The organism is Lacrimispora amygdalina (assembly GCF_900205965.1).
Taxonomy (GTDB): domain Bacteria; phylum Bacillota; class Clostridia; order Lachnospirales; family Lachnospiraceae; genus Lacrimispora; species Lacrimispora amygdalina_A.
Map to the genome: position 1 here is coordinate 34,879 of NZ_OAOF01000009.1, position 16,650 is coordinate 51,528.

Annotated in this window: 20 protein-coding genes; all 20 read right to left on the minus strand. The window is 42.2% G+C overall.

The window, feature by feature from the left end; genetic code table 11:
- Positions 1 to 20: 20 nt before the first annotated feature.
- The 20 genes from fliR to fliF all read right to left on the minus strand — a co-directional run bounded on the left by fliR (position 21) and on the right by fliF (position 16,648).
- Positions 21 to 782, minus strand: a complete 762-nt coding sequence (gene fliR, locus CRO04_RS13355; RefSeq protein ID WP_097004754.1) for a flagellar biosynthetic protein FliR — start codon at positions 780 to 782, stop codon at positions 21 to 23.
- 26 nt (positions 783 to 808) lie between these two features.
- Positions 809 to 1,069 (minus strand): flagellar biosynthetic protein FliQ, encoded by a 261-nt coding sequence (locus CRO04_RS13360; protein WP_097004755.1) that lies wholly within the window; start codon positions 1,067 to 1,069, stop codon positions 809 to 811.
- Positions 1,070 to 1,086: 17 nt separating this feature from the next.
- Positions 1,087 to 1,746 (minus strand): flagellar type III secretion system pore protein FliP, encoded by a 660-nt coding sequence (fliP, locus tag CRO04_RS13365; RefSeq protein ID WP_097004756.1) that lies wholly within the window; start codon positions 1,744 to 1,746, stop codon positions 1,087 to 1,089.
- A gap of 10 nt (positions 1,747 to 1,756) precedes the next feature.
- Entirely contained in the window at positions 1,757 to 2,113 is a 357-nt protein-coding gene (locus CRO04_RS13370) for a flagellar biosynthetic protein FliO (protein WP_097004757.1), read from the minus strand.
- A gap of 17 nt (positions 2,114 to 2,130) precedes the next feature.
- A complete protein-coding gene (fliN, locus tag CRO04_RS13375) occupies positions 2,131 to 3,507 on the minus strand; it encodes a flagellar motor switch protein FliN (RefSeq protein WP_097004758.1) in 1,377 nt (458 codons plus the stop codon).
- A 50-nt stretch (positions 3,508 to 3,557) separates the two neighbouring features.
- Positions 3,558 to 4,004: a flagellar basal body rod protein FlgC gene (gene flgC / locus CRO04_RS13380; RefSeq protein ID WP_097004759.1), complete on the minus strand. Its 447-nt coding sequence runs from the start codon at positions 4,002 to 4,004 to the stop codon at positions 3,558 to 3,560.
- A 24-nt stretch (positions 4,005 to 4,028) separates the two neighbouring features.
- On the minus strand, positions 4,029 to 4,388 hold the full coding sequence (locus tag CRO04_RS13385) for a response regulator (protein WP_097004760.1): 360 nt from the start codon (positions 4,386 to 4,388) through the stop codon (positions 4,029 to 4,031).
- A 48-nt stretch (positions 4,389 to 4,436) separates the two neighbouring features.
- Entirely contained in the window at positions 4,437 to 5,456 is a 1,020-nt protein-coding gene (locus CRO04_RS13390; protein ID WP_097004761.1) for a flagellar motor switch protein FliM, read from the minus strand.
- 22 nt (positions 5,457 to 5,478) lie between these two features.
- The gene (locus tag CRO04_RS13395) at positions 5,479 to 6,264 is read right to left on the minus strand and encodes an OmpA/MotB family protein (protein WP_097004762.1); all 786 of its coding nucleotides are present in this window, start codon (positions 6,262 to 6,264) and stop codon (positions 5,479 to 5,481) included.
- A 53-nt stretch (positions 6,265 to 6,317) separates the two neighbouring features.
- Positions 6,318 to 7,130 (minus strand): motility protein A, encoded by an 813-nt coding sequence (locus CRO04_RS13400; RefSeq protein ID WP_097004763.1) that lies wholly within the window; start codon positions 7,128 to 7,130, stop codon positions 6,318 to 6,320.
- A gap of 33 nt (positions 7,131 to 7,163) precedes the next feature.
- Positions 7,164 to 7,367: a flagellar FlbD family protein gene (locus CRO04_RS13405; protein ID WP_097004764.1), complete on the minus strand. Its 204-nt coding sequence runs from the start codon at positions 7,365 to 7,367 to the stop codon at positions 7,164 to 7,166.
- Between the two features lie 63 nt (positions 7,368 to 7,430).
- The gene (locus CRO04_RS13410) at positions 7,431 to 9,026 is read right to left on the minus strand and encodes a flagellar hook-basal body complex protein (protein ID WP_097004765.1); all 1,596 of its coding nucleotides are present in this window, start codon (positions 9,024 to 9,026) and stop codon (positions 7,431 to 7,433) included.
- 81 nt (positions 9,027 to 9,107) lie between these two features.
- On the minus strand, positions 9,108 to 9,479 hold the full coding sequence (locus CRO04_RS13415; protein ID WP_097004766.1) for a TIGR02530 family flagellar biosynthesis protein: 372 nt from the start codon (positions 9,477 to 9,479) through the stop codon (positions 9,108 to 9,110).
- A gap of 77 nt (positions 9,480 to 9,556) precedes the next feature.
- The gene (locus tag CRO04_RS13420) at positions 9,557 to 10,171 is read right to left on the minus strand and encodes a flagellar hook assembly protein FlgD (protein WP_097004767.1); all 615 of its coding nucleotides are present in this window, start codon (positions 10,169 to 10,171) and stop codon (positions 9,557 to 9,559) included.
- Positions 10,172 to 10,191: 20 nt separating this feature from the next.
- On the minus strand, positions 10,192 to 11,442 hold the full coding sequence (locus CRO04_RS13425; protein ID WP_097004768.1) for a flagellar hook-length control protein FliK: 1,251 nt from the start codon (positions 11,440 to 11,442) through the stop codon (positions 10,192 to 10,194).
- 74 nt (positions 11,443 to 11,516) lie between these two features.
- Positions 11,517 to 11,966, minus strand: coding sequence for a flagellar export protein FliJ (gene fliJ, locus CRO04_RS13430; RefSeq protein WP_097004769.1), 450 nt, complete (start codon positions 11,964 to 11,966; stop codon positions 11,517 to 11,519).
- A gap of 22 nt (positions 11,967 to 11,988) precedes the next feature.
- The gene (fliI, locus tag CRO04_RS13435; protein WP_097004770.1) at positions 11,989 to 13,290 is read right to left on the minus strand and encodes a flagellar protein export ATPase FliI; all 1,302 of its coding nucleotides are present in this window, start codon (positions 13,288 to 13,290) and stop codon (positions 11,989 to 11,991) included.
- A gap of 14 nt (positions 13,291 to 13,304) precedes the next feature.
- Complete coding sequence (locus CRO04_RS13440; protein WP_166432558.1) at positions 13,305 to 14,066, minus strand: FliH/SctL family protein; 762 nt, start codon at positions 14,064 to 14,066, stop codon at positions 13,305 to 13,307.
- Entirely contained in the window at positions 14,059 to 15,063 is a 1,005-nt protein-coding gene (fliG, locus tag CRO04_RS13445) for a flagellar motor switch protein FliG (protein WP_097004772.1), read from the minus strand. The genes CRO04_RS13440 and fliG overlap by 8 nt, the downstream gene beginning before the upstream one ends.
- Entirely contained in the window at positions 15,053 to 16,648 is a 1,596-nt protein-coding gene (gene fliF / locus CRO04_RS13450) for a flagellar basal-body MS-ring/collar protein FliF (RefSeq protein WP_242974487.1), read from the minus strand. The genes fliG and fliF overlap by 11 nt, the downstream gene beginning before the upstream one ends.
- Positions 16,649 to 16,650 lie beyond the last annotated feature (2 nt).

Below are 16,650 nucleotides of genomic sequence, written 5' to 3' on the forward strand. Positions count from 1 at the left end.
CGTTCATCACATCCTTTGCACTATAAAATCCTGATCATATTTTCGACTGCCAGAAGCATCTGACTGATAATAACCCCTACATAATCCGACATCGGAGAAAACAGGAAAATCAGCATCAATAAACCAATAAAAACTTTAGCCTGAATGTTAACTACAAATACATTGATCTGTGGGATAACCTTCATCAGAATCCCTACTGCAATTTCTGTTATAAACTCAATTGCTATGATTGGGAAAGCAAATTTTAGTGCCATAACAATGCACTGGGTAAATACTCCAAGAATTGCCCATGCAACTTTTGCCCCAATCACAACCTGCCCGTATGGTACAAGTTCCGACGATTGTATCAGAAGCTTAAATAAAGCAAGATGGCCATCTACAGCAAAAAACAACAATATGAAGTAGGCATGAAAAATACTGCCTGTTAAAGCAACCTGTGCATTGCTTTGCGGATCAAATACAGTAGACATGGAAAGTCCCATCTGAAAATCCATAACAGCACCAGCATATGTAATAACCAAAACAAACAGTTCCACAACAAAACCGATTACGTACCCCATAGCAAATTCCTTAATAAGAAGTACAGCATATTCAATTGAGGTAACTGGCTCCGGTACCTGTGCGGAAGAAAACGAATACAGCAGGAGGGTGAGTACCATAACCATACCGCCCTTTACATAACCGGGTATATTCCGTCTTCCTAAAATGGGATTCAGAAGTATAAAACCTGACATCCTCATGAGAATCAGAGAAAAAAGCATCGTCTGTTCTATATCCGGCATTTAATTCTTCCTTTCATCTGTCGAACTTACCCCAGCATGGTGTTGAATATACGTATTGTAAAATCGCTGAGTGTTTTCAACATATTACTGCCCATCATCAAAAGTATAAGTCCAATAACAAGAAGCTTTGGTACAAAAGTAATGGTCTGTTCATGTATCTGGGTCGCCGCCTGCAAAATAGAAATAAGAATACCAACGATCATACTGACCACCAGTATTGGTCCAGCCAGTTTAACGGCTGCTCCGAACATTTCATACATCAGACTGCTGAGTGCAACGTCTGTCATAAAAATTCCTCCTGTTCTTAGTGAAAGCTCTTAACCAGGTTTGTAAATAGTAACTCCCAGCCATTCACAGTAACAAACAAAAGCAGCTTAAACGGGAGTGATATCATGGCAGGAGGCAGCATTACCATACCCATAGACATCAGTGTACTGGAAACAATAATATCCACCAGCATAAATGGCAGAAATATCATAAAGCCTGCTGTAAACGCCCGTTTTAATTCCGATGTCATAAATGATGGTATAATGACTGTCATTGGCAGATCTTCAATATTTTCCATTTTCTCTGTATTGGATAAATCAATAAATAAATTCAGCGTATTTGTTTCAGTCTGCTTCAGCATAAAACGCTTCATGGGTATCTGTGCCCGTTTGAGAGCTTCAGACTGGTTTATCTCTTCTTTTATGTAAGGCTGGTAAGCCTGTGTATTGATGTCCTTTATAACCGGATCCATGATGAACAGCGTTAAAAACAACGCAATCCCAACCAGGACAATATTAGGCGGCGTCTGCTGAACCCCAAGGGCATTCCTTGTGAAAGAAAGGATAATGATGATTCTGGTGAAGGAAGTCATCATAACCAGAATAGAAGGCATCAGTGATATGATGGTCAGAATGAGGAAAAGTTCCAGGGTAGGCACCCTGCCTCCATTTATGTTAACTAAGGCATCTGTATTCATTCTGCTCCTCCTAACTGTCTTTCCGGTTTTTATCTGTATATTTTTTCAGTATGCTGATGAAATCAGGGTATCCCTCTCTGTTTTGAGGATTTGGGATATTCAGGCTATTTTGAATATCCTCCTCCGTCAGTTCTGCCAGAACTGTAATCTGTGAAGAAGCAATACCAATCAGAAAATAATGACTGCCTGCACGAACAACCGCAATCGCCTTATCCTGCCCAAGGGGAAGCCTGTCCAGCATCTGCATATAATTCCCCCCGCGTTTTAAGCCCATCCCTTTTCCAATACTTTTCGTAAAAATATAACTCAGGTACAGAATAAGAATGGTAACAATCAGTACCGACACCAGACTGATCACACTGTTCATCTACAGGCACTTCCTCTCTATTCTATGTTCTTTTTGATTATCTCCGTAACACGAATACCAAAATTATCATCAACAACTACTACATCACCTTTTGCAATACATCTGCCGTTTACATACAGATCGACCTGCTCTCCAGCCAGTTTATCCAATATGACAAGAGAACCTTTGGTAAATTCCAGTATTTCCTTTACCAGCTTTCTGGTTCTGCCGATTTCAACAGATACCTCCAGCGGTACTCCCATAATCAGCTCCCGGTTTTCTTCCTGCTCCTCAAAGCTTAACTGGCCTTCTGTCAGAATATTCTGAGGCACTGGTTTCACATTGATGGTTTTAGGTTCCGGAGCATCCTTCTTCGGTATATTCATCTGAGAATTCTGCATCTGCAGAATCATCTGCTGCATCTGGTTAATCATTTGCTGCTGCATCTGCATCTGGTTCATCATCTGCTGAATCGCAGAATTGTCTGTATTTTCCATCTGTCCTGCTGTTTTAGGTGCAGTTACTGCCGGCTGTGGTGCAGGTGCTGGCGCCGGTTCAGGTGCTGGCGCAGTATCCGCAGCCATACTTCCGTTTAAAAGCATCTCTATTTCCTCCTGAGACAAGATTCCTCCTGCGGACTCCTGTTTCGGCGGTGTCTTAGGTTCCGGTTTAAGTTCCGGCTGAGGCTGGGGATCGGGTTCTGAACTTCCGGCCAGCAGCTTTTCAATTTCTTCCTGAGATAAAAGACCGCCTGACGGTGCCGGAGAAGAATCAGGTTCTGGTGCCGCCTCCGGTATCGTTTCTTCTACCGGTTCACCGCTTTCCTGAGGAAAGAAACCTGCCACAAGCTCTTTCGCAAGAGCAGGCGGCATCACATTAATAAATTCACTGGCCATCTGATCCGCTATCTTTAAATTAAAGCCAACTACAACCATTAAATCTTCATCATGGTAATATTTTTCTTTAAAATCGCCCACGTCTTCAATCTCAAATGAAGTCGGAGTTGAGATATTAACCGTTTTGCTTAAAAATTCACTTAGAGCTGTCGCAGAAGCGCCCATCATCTGATTCATTACTTCACAGATTGCACTGATATTTAATTCATTTAATTCAAAATCCTCTTCCGGGGTTTCCGTTCCCATCAGCATATCTACAATAACCTTAACATCATGCTTTTTTAAGAGCATAATATTGCTTCCGCTAAGACCCGCAATGTAAGTAATCTCCACCCCCACTGCCGGTTCCAGGTTTGATATCTCAAACTCACTTTTCGTCAATACCCTTACTACAGGTGTGGTAATATCGACTCTGGCATTGAGCATGGTAGATACTGCAGTGGCTGAGGCTCCCAGGCTTATGTTTAGTATTTCACCTATGGCATCAATCTCAAATGCGCTAAAATTCTTCGAATCCATACAACTTTTCTCCCTTTATACTCATTTAGCCCTCTATGCCATATTTTCCCTTATTTCCCAATCTCCAATGCCTTGGAAGCCATCATTTTTATGGCATTAAATGCGGTTATATTGGCTTCATAGGACCTGGTTGCAGACATGCTGTCCACCGTTTCCTTTATCAGATCCACATTTGGCATCTGGACATAGCCGTTCTCATCTGCATCCGGATGTTCCGGATCATAAACGGATTTTAAAGGACTGGTATCTTCCACGATCTGAGATACCCTGACTCCGCCCACACTCTGCTGGCGGCTTTTTCCTGCTGCATTCATTAGAGTTCTGCGGAAATTGTTTTCATTCTGCGCTTCGAGAACCACCATTCTTCTGCGGTACGGGTCACCGGAAGCCGTTTTGGTGGTATCGATATTGGCGATATTTTGTGATGCAATATCAAGTCTGAGACGCTGCGCAGTCATAGCAGACGCACTGATATTCATCGAGCTTAAAAACGACATATGTACCCTCCTCAATGAATCAGCTTAACCGATAATGCCAGTTACTGTCTTTAAGATTCTGTCTGGTTTAAATGGCTTAACAATAAAATCCTTTGCTCCTGATTTAATCGCTTCAATTACCATGCTTTCCTGTCCCATTGCTGAACACATAACCACAACTGCGTTGGGATCTTTTGCCTTTATAGCTTTTAATGCTTCCAGTCCATCCATATTGGGCATGGTAATATCCATGATGATCAGATCTGGGTTTATCTCTGTAAACATCTGAACAGCCTGAGCGCCGTCAGCTGCTTCATACAGATCGGTATATCCGTTCTTTGTCAGCGTGTCCTTGATCATCATTCTCATAAATGCCGCATCATCTACCAATAATATTTTTGCCATTTTCTACATCTCCTTTATTATCCTATAATTCTTTATGTAATCCCTGACTCAGCTTTCACTGGTCTGGTAATTTCCATTCTCAGCCATATCATCAATTTTAACAGCCACATTCCGCTTATGAACACCCAGCTGGCCTTTAAACCATGGCTGACCTTCTACATAAAGCTTGACATCAGAGTCTTTGGGCGTATTTAAATTGATTACATCTCCAACATGAAGATTGTATACATCATCAAGTGAAATTATGGTATCACCCAGCTGGGCCTGGACAAGTAAGTCAGAGGATTTAATACTCTGCATAATCTCTCTCTTGTTATCCTGGCTGTTTGCCTCTTCACCCAGGGCGCTGTGTTTGCGCTTATCCATAATGTCAAATATATTCATAAGAAGGGAGCCGGGAATGCATACATTCAGTCTTCCTGAACACTCCTTCATTTCTACATCCATCACTACTATAACGATGGTTTCATCCACACCAATTTCCTGAAACATACTTGGATTCTCTTCCAGTCTGGTCAGTTCAAAGTTTAAGTTAATGTAGCTGGACCAGGAATCCCTTAAAGCACCGATGATATATTGAATGACTCTGTGGTACAACGCTATCTCAATTTCCGTATATGTATAGGATCCGTCAATATTTATATCATCCCCTATGCCTCCAAGCATGCGGTCAATTAAATTGAGCATCAGCGTCATACTTGCATTAATAAGGAGCGGAGGGTTTTTACTGTTATTAGGCAGCGTTACGTTGACAACTGTAAGAACGTCATTATCGCTAAGTGCATTGCCAAACTCATAATACCGTTGCTCTTCCACTGTAACTACGGACAATTCGCTGGTGGTCCGAAATAAACTGCTGATCTGGGAGCCTGCTATTCTGGAATAATTGTCGAATATACTTTTTAAAATTTTCAGTCTGTCCTTGGTAAATTTCTTCGGACTGTAAAAATCATATTTCCGGTATTTTGCTTCATTTTCCTTTTTCTCTATCTCTTCAATAGGCTCGTCATTTCCGCTCAGGGAATTGAGAAGCGCATCGATTTGACTTTGGGATAATACTTCAGCCATTTGTTTCACTCCCGCTTTTTATTTAATTGCCCGCATCAGTCTGATCGTTGTGATACACCTGATTGTAATATTCCTCCAGGGACTTTTCAACCGTATCATTTTTAGTTATTAGGATCTCCACACGGCGGTTTTTTGCACGTCCTTCATTTGTATTAAATGGTGCAATAGGTCGGAACTGTCCAAAACTCATTCCTACCAGTTTTTCCGGTGAAACAGCGTTCTTACTCTGCAGATAGATAATAACCTCTGCGGACCGCTGCGCAGACAGCATTCGGTCATTCCGGATATTATTCGGTCTTTCCGGACTGCCCTGAGAGGTATGTCCAAGTACCTGAACTTCCTTAATACTGTTATTCGCCTGTGCCATCACCACTGCAAACTCACCCAGAATATCTTTGCCTTCCTGCCTTAAAACCGAACTGTCTCCGTCAAAAAATACTTTATCACGAAATGAGATAAATGTGAAGCCATCTCCCCTTGTAATTTCGACATTATCCTGCATATTTCGATCTTCCACTATTTTTTTAAGCATCAGATACAAATCATCAAAATCTGTCGTCTCTCCGCTGTCAGCCGGAGGATTTCCCTGCAAGTCACTGTTATTTTCCGAGGCATTGGCATCCAACACAATCTGATCTGATGACTGAACAGCACTGGGGTTAAAACTCTGGACCAGAATCTTCCATTTCGTCTGGTCAATGGAGGACATTGAATACAGAAGAACAAAAAAGCACAGTAACAATGTAACCATGTCTCCATATGTATCCATCCAGCTTCCAAGCTCTTCCGGCTTTTTATTTTTCTTCATCGTTCACCACCTGTTTCCCTATAAAAATTACTGCTGGAATATTTATTGCATCATCAGGTTGCATCACTGCTTGTGCTGCCTCCGCCTGACCGTTTCTTTAAGATCTTATTCTGCTGTGCCTGAGAAAGGTAAGATAAAAGCTTTTCCTCCAGGTATTTGGGATTATCTCCTGCCTGGATCGATAAAACTCCTTCAATGATAATCTGCTTGTACAAAAGTTCCTCATCATTTCTAAGGCGAAGTTTTTTTGCCATAGGGACAAAAACCAGGTTTGATAAAACACTGCCGTAGAACGTGGTAATCAGGGCGACTGACATATCCGCTCCTATACTGCTGGATCCGTTGCCATCCATATTCATACCTTTCAGCATGTTTACAAGTCCCACCAGGGTACCAATCATACCGAATGCAGGTGCCAGTGCGCTTCCTTTTTCATACAAGCTGACGTCCTGATCATGACGCTCTGACATGGCTGAAACTTCACTTTCTAACATCTCTCTTATTTTTTCCGCATCCATCGCATCTACGATCAGCATAATACTCTGTTTTAAGAAGGGATCTTTAATGCCGTTGGCCTGTTCCTCCAGAACCAGTAATCCCTTTTTTCTGGCTGTTTTTGCCATGTCAACCATAGTATCAATAACTTTTTCAGCATCGTATCTTTTTGGATTGAGCATGATTGCAATGTGCTTAGGAATCTGCGCTAACGTTTTAAACGGGAAGCTTGCTACCAGTGCAGCAATTGTGCCTCCTATTACAATAATCACACTGTTAATATCAATAAAATTACCCAGCTTAGCCAAGCCAATTCCATTTATTATCAGAGCAAAACCAACTACCCAGCCTACAATCAACGATATGTCCATGAATAACCTCCAACCGTCCAGGCATGTCCCGGATTAATCTTTCATATTCTTCCCGCGGGCATAGATTCGGGCATTGTACTCAATTACCCGGTCTATAATCTCCTCAACACTTTCCTTTACCACATAATGCTTCCCGCTTACCAGGATAACATTGGATTCCGGTATGGTCTCCACCCGCTCAATCTGTCCGCAGTTTATAACGAATTCCTCATCATTCAGTCTTGTAAGACGAATCATATAATACCTCTCCTTAATGCCGGGGAGGCGGAGTCATGCCTCCCCGGATTACAATAAAACTAATTATCGTTTCATATTAACCAGTTCTTCCAGCATCTGATCGGTAACAGTGATGATTTTGGAGTTCGCCTGGAAACCTCTCTGGGTGGTAATCATATCTGTCATTTCTGTGGCGAGGTCTACCTTTGCCATCTCCAGGTAATTTCCCATGATACGGCCTTCCGTACCTCCGGCCTCATATACACTTACATTTCCAGCACTGGCACCTGGTTTGTAATAATAACCGGAATCTTTTTCAAGACCCCCTAAGTTCGGAACACTTCCAAGAGCTATTTTTCCAATTACCATTGTTATGCCATCAGCAGATGTACCCACAATTGTTCCATCCTGCTGGATCTTGTAGCTGGAGAATTCGCCCAGTGAATCATCTGCTTTGGAATTATCCTTTTCTGAATTAGATGCTGTTTTCTGAGCTGCATCTAATGATGCCTGCGCCTTATCAACAGCAACAGATGCTGCGGAAAGCTTTGCCTTTTGTGTATCAACTGAAATTTTAGCTGCATCACGTATACTTAGGGGGGAATCATCTTCCAGCTCTGAGAGTTTGTTCTGAGCGTTCTCCCATGTTGCTTTCGCTGTGTCCAAATCACCTTTCTTAGTCTCATAATCCGCTGGATCTGCAACTTTATCTGCCTGCCTGAAGTTAGTTAATGCAGTTAGATAATCTGTGTAATAAGTGTCAAGTACAGAAGCTGGTGTAAATCCAGCTAAAGCTTTAGGCGCCTGTAACTGAGCTTGTAATCGAATTAAATCATAATTCGCCTTCTCGTAATCATTTGATGCCGTATAATAGTCATCCCTTTTAGTTGCATTTGTAAGATCACTTTGCCATGCAGCATAGGCATCATCCATTACTTTCTTTTTATCTGTAACTATAGTTTTCTGAGTATCAATTCCTGCTGTAGTAGATATATTATCATAATCTTTCTGAGCGGCTATATACGCATCTTTAGCCGCAACGTAAGCGGAATTCTGTGTGTTATATGCATTTTTAGCATCGTTTAAAGCCTTTAAAGCTTTCGCTACATTTTCACCATTCTGTTTACTTGCAGAACTCGCCAAATCCGCTTTCGATGGTAATTTTAACGGTGTTAATGTTGCAGTATCATATGTATTATCATCCTGATTATAGCTAAAGCCATATACATAGTTACCGCTGTCATCAGTCAGATAACCATTTGGATCTACCTTAAACTTACCAACTCTTGATAAATAAAGACCACTTGATTTTACTGCATCTTCACCGCTCAAAGAAAGAGGTGAATCTAACATAGGCCCCACTATAAAGAATCCAGTTCCATCTATCATACAATCCAGACCATTTGCGGAAGGTGCCATACTTCCTTTAGAAAAATCATATGTAATCGCACCTGTTGTAACACCGTATCCAACCTGGTTGGCATTCACCGCACCAACTCCACCAGCTTCCGTATTTCCACCGGATCCGGAACTGCTATTCTGATACATTGCATCTTTAAAAGACATGCTTCCTGCCTTGTAGCCCCATGTATTTACGTTTGCTATATTATTACCGATAACATCCATCTTTGCCTGATGTGCTCTTAGACCTGCAACACCAGCGAACATTGATCTAACCATAAATTTTATCCTTTCTCTTTCGAAACTGCCGTCACCTGATGTCAGTCAGACATACAGGCTGCGCCTCCATAAATGGTCCGGCTATAATAAAACGGCACTGTCAATATTGGTAAAAATATTTTCTTTCATTTCATTTCCTGACATCGTTGTTACCACTGTGTTATTGGGTACATTGACAATAAATGCCCCTCGCTCACTGATAATAACAACATCTTTCGCACCTTTTAAACGAGCTTTTTCCACTGCAGACTGTAAATCATCCAGAAATGAAGGAGTGACATTAATCCCTCTTTGATTCACACGTTCTGTGGCATGCTTGGAAAAATGAAGTTTTTCTTCTCCGATCCGGTTGTTAAGAACATCACTGAAGCTGCTGCCACATTCTGATACTGTAGCCGCACTCCGCAGTTTTAACTGCCGGACATCTTCATACTGATTTATTTTTCCTATCATTCTCAATCACCAACCATATCATCTGTTTAAACAGTAGTTTTACCCTCTGTACTGTCAGAAGGAACTGTGTCCGCAGGCTAATCCTCGGTTCCCTTAGTACCATCTCCACCACTAGGCTTATCCTCAGTTCCCTTAGTACCATCTCCGCCACTAGGCTTATCCTCGGTTCCCTTAGTACCATCTCCGTCACCAGGCTTATCCTCGGTTCCCTTAGTACCATCAGCCGGAGCATGTCCCTTCTCATAAACTGACATTACTCCAGACACAGGATAACCAGTCTTCGTATCATCATCCAGATAAAGAGTTGGAATACCATTATAAATATCAACACGGGTTACCGTACCATTATGTTTTTCCATATTACCATTCTTGTCTAATGATCCGATTAATACTGTCTTTCCCATCATGGATGTACCATAATTGATTGTATTAACCTGGGCAAAGTCATCCATTGATGTGGAGAAATTATCCATTGCCTGCATCATGGCAATCTGAGTCATCTGAGTCATCATCTCAGAGTTATCCATTGGGCTGGACATATCCTGGTTCTCAAGCTGTGCAGCCAGAAGTTTAAAAAAACCTTCTATAGATACTTCGCTGTTTTTTTTCGTTTTTACATTAGAATCCGTATCAGTTGCAGCTGAGTTATATAACAGATTTCCAGCGCCGCCTATTGCATCCGTACTAGCCATTTTTATCTCCTTATCGTAAATCACTCATTCATATCATCAGAATCCGGGTCTGAAATACCAAGTCTCAGTTTCTGGATAAAGTCATCACCAACATCATCGGAATGATTTTGCCGATGCTCTTGCTGCTCTCTTCCATTCCCCTGTTGTTCCTGTCCGTTATCTAAGTAATCCGCCTGATGTTTATCTACGATTACATGGACCGGACGCTCCAGGTTGTTCTCCAGAATGTTGCCTAACTCTCCGGCTGACTGAGACAGCAGTTTTAAGGTTTTGCTCTCCGTACAGACAACGGATACACTCATCTGATCCTTTTCATAAGCAACCTTAATGAGGATTTTTCCCAGGTTATGAGGCTCCAGCTGAACTTCCAGGCTCTTTTGGTCTGTCTTAATCTGTGACATAATTTGTTCCGAAAGTTTTGCATTCAGCTCTTCCAGATTCTGAACCGGTAAGGTAACATCAGCAGACTGGGTTTTATGAGTACTCATTTCAGACATATGTCCCGGCTCGATCAGCTTATCCTGAAGCATACCAGGGAATTTTTCCTGTGCGGCATCTTCGTCTGTCAGATTGTCTTTCTCATCTGTTCTTAACCGGTATCCAGGACCATCTGCATATATTCCCTTTTTTGCTGTCAATACTCCTGGTCCCTTCTCAGAAAGTAACTCCTTTGATCCAGGTCCTTTCTGTTCGCTCATTTTCATAAGAGCTTCTCCAGGTCCCTTCACTTCCTTCTTTTCTCCATCTTTTGGAAGAGCAAGAAGATTGCCTTGAACCTCCAACCCTAATTGGGAATCAGGTACAGACTTTTTGGGCATCTGACTATTTAATGTATTGAAGTCTAACTTTTCCTGAATCAGAGTACTATCATCTTTCGGGTTCCAGTTCTTAAGGCGAAACTCCTTAAGCAGCTGAAAAGAATCCATTGCTTTTGCATCAGCAGCATCTTCCTTTGACTTCAATACATCTGGCATCTGACCGTTTAACGATTTCAGGCTCTGGATCATTGCATCTTTTTCCTGCTGATCCTTAGATTCTGCTGCATCAGACTTTTGATCCTGTGGTGCCTGGGGTACCCCTGTACTTGATGCTGCTGTTTCCAGTTCCTTATTTAAATCTCTCTTGTCTTTGCTTCCAGTGTCTTTTCTTAAATCTTTTTCTCTCAACATCTTCTTGAATCCGGATCTGTCACTTCCTGATGTTTCTTCCGTCTTCCGGGGCTTTGGCATCTGCCTGATTAAAAGATCCACACTGTTTGTTTTCATCTCCATTGTTTTCCCCCCTTTCTCTGTTCTGCCTTAAGGCATTGATTATATGGTAACTGCCGTATATGAATCCGGCAGGACTACCTGCTGCTGCGAACTGACATGGTATTGGAAACAAATTCCTCGATAAACAGTTCTTCACTTTTTAGCATGTCCTTGTTGTATTGGTCCATCTTCTTCTCTTTTAATTTATCAATGGACGCCTTTTCTTTTTTCGCCTCAATCACTTCTGTACGCTTTTGTTCCTCTTTTTTCTTCATTTTCAGAAGGACACCCTGTTCCGAAACAATTCTCTGCTGAACGAAAGTGATATAGCGCTCATATTCTCTCATAATATTAACAGTTACTCCACACAAGGTATCTTCTCTGTACCTCACAGTCGCGAGACGGCTCTTCTCCATCAGCTCTTCGATCCGCTTTTCCTGCTGTGCTATCCCCGCAAGAATTTGTGCATGTTCCGTTTTGAGATTTTCCAGTACCTGATCCTTATAATTTAGAACGGTATCAAGAGGGAAATTGAATTTTTTCATCTTCAGCCTTCTTTCACAAAGTTTACTTTAAAATTAATCTCATTTTCTCAAGCGTTTCTTCATAGCTGTCATTCTCATCGATCCCCTGACACAAAAACTGGTTGATCTTTTCTATCTTGGCAATGGCAACATCCAATTTGGGATTAGTCCCCGATTTGTACGCACCAATGGAAATTAAATCTTCATTTTTTTCATAAAGGCTTAAAATGTCTCTGATTTCGGAAGCCATCTTTCTGTGCTCATCCGATACAATGTTAGTCATAAGACGAGATATACTGGCGCTTACATCAATTGCCGGAAAATGGTTGGCATTGGCCAGTTTTCTGCTCAGTACGATATGACCGTCTACAATACCCCGTACCGTATCGGCAATGGGTTCATTGGTGTCATCACCCTCTACCAGAACGGTGTAGATTCCGGTAATGGATCCTTCTTTAAAATTACCGCTTCTTTCCAGAAGTTTTGGAAATTCCGCATAAATGGAAGGGGTGTACCCTCTGGCTACAGGCGGCTCTCCAATGGCAAGACCGATCTCTCTTTGTGCCATGGCGAAACGGGTCAGGGAGTCCATCATAAGGAGCACATCTTTTCCCTGGTTTTTAAAGTACTCTGCAATCGTAGTAGCAACAAGCGGACATTTCATGCGAAGCATGGCAGGCTGGTCTGAAGTGGCAACAATTAAAACCGAGCGTTTCATTCCTTCCGGACCTAAATCCTTTTCAATAAACTCTCTTACCTCCCGTCCACGCTCTCCCACCAGTGCAACAACGTTAATATCGGCTTTCACATTCCTGGCTATCATTCCAAGCAATGTACTTTTTCCAACACCGCTGCCTGCAAAGATACCGATACGCTGCCCTTTACCGATGGTATTCATACCATCAATAGCCTTGACGCCGAATTCCAATGTATCTGAAATAGGCGGGCGGGTCATAGGATTAATATAGGGATTCTCCACATAATAATATCTGGGGTTTTCAAAAGGTCCCTTTCCATCCATGGGCTCTCCCTTGGCATCAATAATCCGGCCTCTTAAAAAATCTCCTACAGGTATCTTCAAACGCCTTCTTGTATTTCTTACAAAGCTGCCTGCAGCTATTCCACTCATGTTCTCATAGGCCATAAGCTGAATCTTATCATCTTTGAATCCAACCACTTCCACTGGAATCTGTTCTTTTCTGTCCTCATTGTAAATATAAGCAATATCTCCAATGCTGGCCTTTCCACCGGAAGCTTCCATAGACATGCCAACAATATTCTCAATCTTGCCGATATGGTCTATGGTCTCTGTTTTCATGATTAAGTCCGATAAATCTTTGAACATACGGATTCCTCCTGCTACAGTCTTGCGTTATTAAGAATTCCCTTAATATTTTCGATCTGGGTATTTACGCTGACATCAATAATCTCTTCTGGAAGCTCGATAATGCATGTACCCTCTTCGGAATGTTCCATGGCAACAATCTTGATATTGCCTGATATATGGGAAAGCTCATTTAACAGTCCCACATCTCCCTGGATCATCATTCCTGCATCCTTTTGAGATACATAAATCTTCACCCACTGCGTTTTTTTCAGTTTACCTGCTGCAGCCACTATCATACGTTTGATGATCTCACCGCTTGATTTTAAGCTGGTCTGTATCACCTTTTCCGCTATGGTTAAAGTTACCCGTTTTAAATCATCAATGTACGTTTCAATAATCCTGTTTTTCTCATCTGTAACACTTTCTATGGTTGACCGGATGGATTCACGGAATTCGTTCATATGTAAATCCAGTTCTTCCTTATGCTCTTCGTACGCAGCCGTGCGTCCTTCCTGCAATCCGGTCTCATAGCCCTGCTGATAACCGCTTTCTCTGGCATCTGCCAGAATCTTTTCGGCTTCTTCCCTTGCCTGTTTCACAATGTCTTCTGCCCGGTTATACGCTTCTTCGTAAATCTCTTCAATCCTAAGATTATTTTCTTCGTGTTCCGGCCGGAACTGTTCTTCCTCCGGTTCAGCGGTTTCCTTTTTCAACACTACATCTTCAAATTTCTGCTGAAATCCATATTCCAGAACCAGATCTGCAGCCTGGGGACCTTTGATAATATTAGGCAATGATATCATCCTTTCCGCCCTTGCTGATTATCAGCTCGCCTTCTTCTTCCAGACGCCTGATAATACTAACAATTCTCTGCTGTGCCTCTTCGACATCCTTCAGACGGACATTAACTGTAACTTCCATGTCGGACTGAATGCTTTCCTTCATACGGGTTGACATATTGGAGAAAATAACATCTGTAATCTGTTTATTTGCATTCTTAAGCGCATAAACCATATCTTTCATATCGCATTCGCGGATAAAACGCTGAATGGATCTGTCGTCCATCGTAATAATATCTTCGAAAACGAACATCTTCTTGCGGATGGTATCTGCCAGTTCCGCATCTTTTCTTCCCAACTCGTCGAAGATAAGTTTTTCGTTTCCTCTGTCCATATGGTTCATTACGTTTGCTATGTAATCGATACCGCCAACTGTTGTGTAATCAGTTGTAAGAATGCCGGAGAATTTCTTCTTAATCTCATTCTCTACTATCTTAATAGCTTCCGGAGAAGCACTTTCCATTCTGGCAATAGATTCCACCACTTTAAGACGCTTCTCAGGAGGAAGCTCCGATATCAGCTGCGCTGTCATCTCCTCATTCGTATAGGATAAAACCAGTGCGATGGTCTGTGCTCTCTCATGCTGGAGAATTGAGAAAAGATTCTTGGAATCACTCTTCCGGATAAAGCCAAAGGATCTGGATTTAAGGGACTGGGTAACTTTCTGGAGCAGGCTGTTGGCAGTACTTTCCCCAAATGCCTTTTCCAGAACTGTTCTTGCATATTCCAGTCCACCGTCTGTTACCACCTTCTGAGTTAAACAGGTTTTATAAAACTCATCTAATACCGCCTGTGTGGTATCTGACTCAACATGTCCCAGCTTTGCAACTTCGACGGTTAATTTCTCTATCTCTTCTTCACTCAGATACTTATATATTTTGGAAGCCTTATCCACGCCGAGTGAAACAATAACTGTTGCCGCTTTCTGTTCCGGCGTAAGATTAGTCGTCATTATTGTTTCCTCCATTTAACCAGGTCTTTAATAGCTGTGCTGAAATTTCAGGATTCTGCTCTGCAAATTCACGGACGCTGTCTCGCAGTTCTGCAACTTTGTCCTCTTCCGGAACAAGAATCTCAATTTCCTGGTCTTCATCCCCAGGCACAGGAAGTATACCCGGTACATCTTCCTGACTGTCTTCCATCTCTTCTTCAAGAGCCCTTTTTCTTCTTCTGCGCCGAACAACGAGAATAATGATAAGGATAAACAGAAGTACCCCAGCCAGTGCTCCAATCAGAATCCACTGATTAATCAGTATACCGTTCGTACTTGCTTCTGCAGGTTTTTCCGGTTCTTTCGGAACATCAATTGTATAGAATGGTGCCGCCACAGCCGTGATCTTCTCCGCCCGGTCAGCCTGAGCAATTCCTGCTGCATTCCCAGTAAGATTGCGTATATCATCTATACTCAGTGAACCAAAATCGCTGCCATTTACCACCACTGAAACAGTAAGGTTCTCGATACTTCCAGGGCTAACCTGTCCCTGTTCCTTTATCTGATTTAATAAGTACTTTCTGTTTAAGCTGCTGGAGGCATATGCATTATCCTGGTTTTGTCCTCCCGCATTGTACTGGGGAATGTCCGCATTGGCTTCTGAACCGGCTACTCCGGAAGCTGTCTGGCCATCACCGGAATATTCCTTGGTAATGGATTCCTCAGAAGTAAGACCAGTCTTATCCTTTTCGTCGATCTTTTCCGGTGTATTGTAGACAATACTTTCCCTGATCAGTTTATCCATGTTAACGGTACCTTTTACAGATACCCGTACATTGCCATTGCCATAGACCGGACCCAGCACGTTCATTACTTTTGCTGAAATCTGATCTTCAATCAGTTTTTCTATCTCATCTGCCGCTTTACCGGAATCGGAATCACTATCTCCGGCTTTGGTTGATACTTCACGTCCGTTTCCGTCAAAGACGGATACATTATCGATAACCATTCCCGGAATACTTCTTGATATTAGAAGTTGTATGGAATTGGCCTGTTCTTCTGTTGGAGACCCGCCGTCCTTCATAACGACAACAGCCTGGGCACTTGCTTCCTCCGCGCTGTCTTCTGACAATGCATATTTAGAAGTATCTCCCAGGGCTATCGTAACATATGCTTCTTTTACTCCATCAAAAATCTGAATCGTAGATCCAATTCTTGTCTCCAGATCGTACAGCTTAAATGTCTGTCGATCGGAATCTGTAGTCATAAGATTGACATTGTTTTTAAAAACATCATATGTAAAACCGCTCTTGGGATATCCTTCTGACACCAGTTTCGCTCTCGTGGTGTCCATATTCTCAGTCGGAACCTTTATGTCACCGTCGTCAAACTGGTAATCAATCCCATCCTCCTGCAGTTTTCCAATAATCTGTTTTGCTTCTTCACTACTCACCCCGGTAAACATAACTTCATACGGCTTCTGACGCATGGACAGTGCCGCAACCACTGCACCGCTTATTACCAATACGCCAATTACTGCCGCAATAATAATCTTCTTCGTCTTATCACTCAGTTTACCTAATAAATCCTTAATTTTTTCCATCATCG

Excerpts from the sequence above, each read along its gene's own strand:
- fliR (WP_097004754.1), bottom strand. The coding sequence starts at position 782 with ATGCCGGATATAGAACAGACGATGCTTTTTTCTCTGATTCTCATGAGG.
- CRO04_RS13360 (WP_097004755.1), bottom strand. The coding sequence starts at position 1,069 with ATGACAGACGTTGCACTCAGCAGTCTGATGTATGAAATGTTCGGAGCA.
- fliP (WP_097004756.1), bottom strand. The coding sequence starts at position 1,746 with ATGAATACAGATGCCTTAGTTAACATAAATGGAGGCAGGGTGCCTACC.
- CRO04_RS13370 (WP_097004757.1), bottom strand. The coding sequence starts at position 2,113 with ATGAACAGTGTGATCAGTCTGGTGTCGGTACTGATTGTTACCATTCTT.
- fliN (WP_097004758.1), bottom strand. The coding sequence starts at position 3,507 with ATGGATTCGAAGAATTTTAGCGCATTTGAGATTGATGCCATAGGTGAA.
- flgC (WP_097004759.1), bottom strand. The coding sequence starts at position 4,004 with ATGTCGTTTTTAAGCTCGATGAATATCAGTGCGTCTGCTATGACTGCG.
- CRO04_RS13385 (WP_097004760.1), bottom strand. The coding sequence starts at position 4,388 with ATGGCAAAAATATTATTGGTAGATGATGCGGCATTTATGAGAATGATG.
- CRO04_RS13390 (WP_097004761.1), bottom strand. The coding sequence starts at position 5,456 with ATGGCTGAAGTATTATCCCAAAGTCAAATCGATGCGCTTCTCAATTCC.
- CRO04_RS13395 (WP_097004762.1), bottom strand. The coding sequence starts at position 6,264 with ATGAAGAAAAATAAAAAGCCGGAAGAGCTTGGAAGCTGGATGGATACA.
- CRO04_RS13400 (WP_097004763.1), bottom strand. The coding sequence starts at position 7,130 with ATGGACATATCGTTGATTGTAGGCTGGGTAGTTGGTTTTGCTCTGATA.
- CRO04_RS13405 (WP_097004764.1), bottom strand. The coding sequence starts at position 7,367 with ATGATTCGTCTTACAAGACTGAATGATGAGGAATTCGTTATAAACTGC.
- CRO04_RS13410 (WP_097004765.1), bottom strand. The coding sequence starts at position 9,026 with ATGGTTAGATCAATGTTCGCTGGTGTTGCAGGTCTAAGAGCACATCAG.
- CRO04_RS13415 (WP_097004766.1), bottom strand. The coding sequence starts at position 9,479 with ATGATAGGAAAAATAAATCAGTATGAAGATGTCCGGCAGTTAAAACTG.
- CRO04_RS13420 (WP_097004767.1), bottom strand. The coding sequence starts at position 10,171 with ATGGCTAGTACGGATGCAATAGGCGGCGCTGGAAATCTGTTATATAAC.
- CRO04_RS13425 (WP_097004768.1), bottom strand. The coding sequence starts at position 11,442 with ATGGAGATGAAAACAAACAGTGTGGATCTTTTAATCAGGCAGATGCCA.
- fliJ (WP_097004769.1), bottom strand. The coding sequence starts at position 11,966 with ATGAAAAAATTCAATTTCCCTCTTGATACCGTTCTAAATTATAAGGAT.
- fliI (WP_097004770.1), bottom strand. The coding sequence starts at position 13,290 with ATGTTCAAAGATTTATCGGACTTAATCATGAAAACAGAGACCATAGAC.
- fliG (WP_097004772.1), bottom strand. The coding sequence starts at position 15,063 with ATGACGACTAATCTTACGCCGGAACAGAAAGCGGCAACAGTTATTGTT.
- fliF (WP_242974487.1), bottom strand. The coding sequence starts at position 16,648 with ATGATGGAAAAAATTAAGGATTTATTAGGTAAACTGAGTGATAAGACG.